This is a genomic window from Mycobacterium kyogaense, assembly GCF_003254575.1.
Classification (GTDB): Bacteria; Actinomycetota; Actinomycetes; order Mycobacteriales; family Mycobacteriaceae; genus Mycobacterium; species Mycobacterium kyogaense.
Genome location: NZ_QJUA01000132.1, coordinates 1 through 231, shown reverse-complemented (window position 1 = coordinate 231; position 231 = coordinate 1). Strand labels below are relative to the sequence as shown.

General features: G+C 65.8%; 1 pseudogene. It reads right to left on the bottom strand.

The features are described from left to right. A pseudogene (locus DMB80_RS28460) lies at positions 1-231 on the bottom strand (prolipoprotein diacylglyceryl transferase); the annotation flags it as partial.

The following is a 231-nucleotide window of genomic DNA, read 5'->3' as shown; positions in this document are numbered from 1 at the left end:
CGACCGCCTCCGCAACCTCATCGGCATCGACCGAACCCAGACCCGCCTCAGGCTCCGAAGACTCGGACTCGACAGACTCCGACGCCTCATCAGCGGTCAGCGCTTCGGCAGCATCCTCACCCTCGACAGCGACGGCATGCGCAACCTCAGCATCACCGACCGCCTCCGCAACCTCATCGGCATCGACCGAACCCAGACCCGCCTCAGGCTCCGAAGACTCGGACTCGACAG